At 57.7% G+C, this 4229-nt stretch carries 3 protein-coding genes; 2 read left to right on the plus strand and 1 reads right to left on the minus strand.

Translation table 11 applies throughout. The features are described 5' to 3' along the window. Positions 1-118 precede the first annotated feature (118 nt). On the minus strand, positions 119-514 hold the full coding sequence (locus tag EDC54_RS17745) for a helix-turn-helix domain-containing protein (protein WP_132459464.1): 396 nt from the start codon (positions 512-514) through the stop codon (positions 119-121). A gap of 114 nt (positions 515-628) precedes the next feature. Between EDC54_RS17745 and EDC54_RS17750 the strand changes: the two genes are divergently transcribed. Beyond that, positions 629-3517, plus strand: coding sequence for a DNA primase (locus tag EDC54_RS17750; RefSeq protein ID WP_132459466.1), 2889 nt, complete (start codon positions 629-631; stop codon positions 3515-3517). A gap of 44 nt (positions 3518-3561) precedes the next feature. Further along, on the plus strand, positions 3562-4229 hold a 668-nt coding region (locus EDC54_RS17755; protein WP_132459468.1), incomplete at its 3' end, for a tyrosine-type recombinase/integrase.

The following is a 4229-nucleotide window of genomic DNA, read 5'->3' on the forward strand; positions in this document are numbered from 1 at the left end:
TGCTTTATTAACGGTGACGTCTGACTTAGAATGTGCCTTAGCCATAGTAACTACTCCTGTTAGTTGCTTGTGGTGAGCGGCTGTTACAGGTTGCCTCCTGTAGCAGTCGCGCTATCGTTTACTGCTCTTCTGCCTTGCCAATCACATTATCTAAAATCTCAGAAACCAGCTTCTGCTTCGTGCGTGGTAACTGGCTGATGATCTCGATCTGCTGCTCCAGTCGTGAGGCCGGGCCACGCTTGCCGCTTCTGTACGGTGCTGGCAGCCCAAGCAGTTCATCCAGCGACAGGTTAAGGATCTGCGCCAGTTGTGGCAGCAACGCCGCCGAAACCTTGAGTCTCCCGCCTTCATAGTGCGCCATTGTCTGCTGCGCGATGCCAAGTTGTTCAGCAAGTTGCTGCTGAGTCAGTTGCTGGGCTTTACGCGCCAGTGCAATCCTCGTTCCGAGTTCCTTAAAGAATGTCTCGTCTTTAGTGTTCATGGCTTGTAGCTGTTGTCTGGTTAACGTTGCCATGAGAGTACCCCGTGTTTTTGATAACTCAGTTGACAATACTCTATAATAGAGTACTCTGCAACGGAGTTATTTATACTCTTTTACTATTGACAGGTTTTTAGAGGAAATCCGTTTATGGCACGCATCCCCGAATCCGAGTTGCAGCACCTGAAAGCCGCCGTGTCACTGGTTGAGGTGGTGCGTGGTCAGGGAAGAAAGGTGGTGAAGCGCGGCAAGGACTTCGTGGTGCTGTGTCCGTTCCATCAGGAGAACACCCCGTCTATGGTTATCTCGCCGGACAAGAATCTCTATCACTGCTTCGGCTGCGATGCAGGCGGCTCGGTGCTGGACTGGGTGATGAAAACGGAGAATCTCAGCCTGCCCCATGCGGTCGATAAACTGCGGCGTGAACTGGGTAGCGTGCCCGCCGCTGAGCCGTTGCCGCCCGTGGCGGATATCGCGAATGAGCAGGAAAGGCAGGCGTTACTGCATCGTGTTACCGAGTTTTATCATCACACCTTACTCAATGCACCAGAGGCCATCGCCTATCTGGAAAAGCGCCGCCTCAATCATCCTGAGTTAGTCGCGCAGTTCCGCCTGGGGTTCGCCAACCGGACGCTGGGCTATCGCCTGCCGTCGAGCAAACTAAAAGACGGGGCAACCGTACGCAGCCAGTTGCAGGCGCTGGGCGTGATGCGTTCATCCGGTCATGAACATCTGGCGGGTTCATTAGTCGTTCCGGTTATCGATATGCACGGTCAGGTGCGGGAGTTATATGGCCGCAAGGTGGGCGACCGTCTGCGTGCGGGAACGCCCAATCATCTGTATCTGCCGGGGCCACACGGTGGAGTCTGGAACGAGCAGGCACTGGTGGCGAGTAAGTCCGTTATCTTATGTGAATCGCTTATCGATGCGATGTCGTTCTGGGTAGCGGGGTATCGCAACGTCACCGCCGCCTATGGGGTGAACGGGTTCACAGAAGAAATGCGCGAGTCGTTTATCCGCCATGGCGTGAAACAGGTGCTAATCGCGTTCGATAACGACGCGGCAGGCGATGACGGCGCGGTAAAACTGGCTTCTGCGTTAGCCGCTGACGGCATCACCCCGTTCCGCGTGGTGTTCCCGGCGGGTATGGATGCGAACGGCTATCTGTGTCAGGTGGCGGAGCCGGAAGCGGCGTTCGGGTTACTGGTTGACGGCGCGTTGCCAATGGGGGAAGCGGTCAGCGCTGAACCTGAATCCGTGCCACAGCCTGAAAAACCGTCGCAACCTGCCGCCTCTTTAGCTGCCGGGGTTGTGGTTGACGCCCTGCCGAACGGTGAGCTTGAGATAGCGCTGTCCGGCCAGCAATGGCGCATCCGGGGTATGGCGTCGGTCAGGATCGGCAGCGGCGCGATGAAAGTGAACGCACAGGTACTGGATACGGAAAGCGGCGTGGTGTTCGCGGACAGCGTGGACATGATGAGTGCGCGGAGCCGTGCAGGCTATGTGCGGCTGGCCGCGAGTGAGTTAGGGTTAGCGGAAAGCGACCTTAAGCGCAGTCTGGGGCGGGTGCTGCTGGCACTGGAAAGTCATCTGAGCCAGCCGGAAACGGGTGATAACACCGCGCCGGAACTGGATGACGACGCCAAAGCCGACGCGCTGACATTGCTGCAAGACCCGAACCTGATTAGCAGGCTGACGGATGACCTTGCGGCGTGTGGTGTGGTCGGTGAGTCCACAAACCTAGTGGCGGGTTACTTAGCCGCCGTCTCCCGTAAGTTAGATAAGCCGCTGGCCGTGCTTATCCAGTCATCAAGCGCGGCGGGAAAATCCTCGCTGATGGATGCGGTACTGAACCTGATACCACCGGAAGAACGCCTGCAATACTCGGCGATGACAGGCCAGAGCCTGTTCTATCTGGGGGAAACGAACCTGCAACACAAGATACTGGCGATAGCGGAAGAGGAAGGTGTGCGGCAGGCGGCCTATGCGCTGAAGCTGTTGCAGAGTGACGGGGAGCTGACCATCGCCAGCACCGGTAAGGACGAGGCGACGGGCAATCTGGTGACGAAACAGTACACGGTGAAAGGCCCGGTGATGCTGATGTTAACCACCACGGCCATCGATGTGGATGAAGAACTGTTAAACCGTTGTCTGGTGCTCAGCGTGAACGAATCCCGCGAACAAACCGAAGCTATCCATGCCTTGCAGCGCCACAAGCAGACGCTGGAAGGGCTGCTGATGGAGAACGAGAAAGGCTATCTGACCGAGCTGCACCAGAATGCCCAGCGGTTACTGAAACCGTTAAAAGTGGTGAACCCGTTCGCCAGTCAGTTAACGTTCCTGAGCGACAAGACCCGCACCCGCCGCGACCATATGAAGTACCTGACGTTAATCCAGAGCATCGCGCTGCTGCACCAGTACCAGCGGGAAGTGAAGACGGTGGAGCACCGTGGGCAGGTTATCGAATACATCGAGGTAGCGCGTTCCGATATCGTGCTGGCGAATCGGTTAGCGCATGAAATCCTTGGTCGCACACTGGACGAGATGCCGCCACAGACAAGGAAGCTGTTGCTGCTGATACAGGGCTGGGTAAAAACGAGCGGCCAGCCGAAAGCGGAGTATCACTTTACCCGCAAACAGCTACGGGACGCGGTGCAATGGGGCGATACGCAACTGAAAATCCACCTTGCCCGGCTGGTTGAACTGGAATACCTGCTGCTGCACAAGCGAGGTCTGACGTTCTGTTATGAACTGCTGTTCGATGGCGATGCTCAGGCGGATAACGCGCATCTGTGCGGGCTTATCGATGTGCCGGGAGCGTCCCCGGAAACGGTAAAAATGACAGGAAAAGACCACTATGATGCCGTCCGGTCGGGGGTAAACCCAAAGCGGTCGGCTTCTGGTCGGGGTGCAGTCGGTAGTCGGTCGGACAAGCTAATCGTAGCTAAAGCCAGTGCTGGCAAGGGTTCTGCGTCATCCGGTCGGGTTAACGGCAAAAGCACGGTTCCGGCAGCACACAATAAACCCATCGTACCGTAGCTCTCTTCCTTACGGTTCCTCATCACCCCACAGGACGCGCCGCCATGACCCGACCCAAACCACCCAGCCCCGAAGCCCTTTACCTTAGCGGCCTGTCCCAAACGCTGCGTCAGTACACCATGGCTTACCTTGCGCACCTGAGCGCGACGAACCACAGCCCGCGCACAATCGAATCCTACGGTGAACGGCTGCGGCCGTTCGTGACGTGGTGTGAAGAGCGGGGCATCACGCAGGCAGCACAGGTGAGTCTGGCAGTGCTGGAAGCGTATCAGCGGCATCTGCACGGCTACCGCAGGGCGGACGGCAAACCGCTGGCACAGGGTGGGCAGCTTAACCGCCTGACGGCTATCAAGATGCTGTTCCGCTGGCTGCTGCAACGCCACCATATCCTGTACAACCCCACCGAACAGATGACGTTGCCGAAAGCGGAGAAGCGGCTTCCGGCACAGATACTGAGCGAAGAGGAAACCGAAGCGGTAATGGCCGCGCAGGACACGGAGACGTTAACCGGACTGCGCAACCGTGCGGTACTGGAAATGCTGTGGAGCACCGGGCTACGGCGTAGTGAACTGGCAAACCTGATGCTGGATGATGTGGACGTGGGGCGCGGGGTTCTGGTCGTCAGACAGGGCAAGGGGAACAAAGACCGAGTGGTGCCAGTGGGGCTGCGGGCGCTGGTCTGGGTACAACGCTATCTGGATGCGGTGCGGCC

Source organism: Samsonia erythrinae (assembly GCF_004342665.1).
GTDB classification, from domain to species: domain Bacteria; phylum Pseudomonadota; class Gammaproteobacteria; order Enterobacterales; family Enterobacteriaceae; genus Samsonia; species Samsonia erythrinae.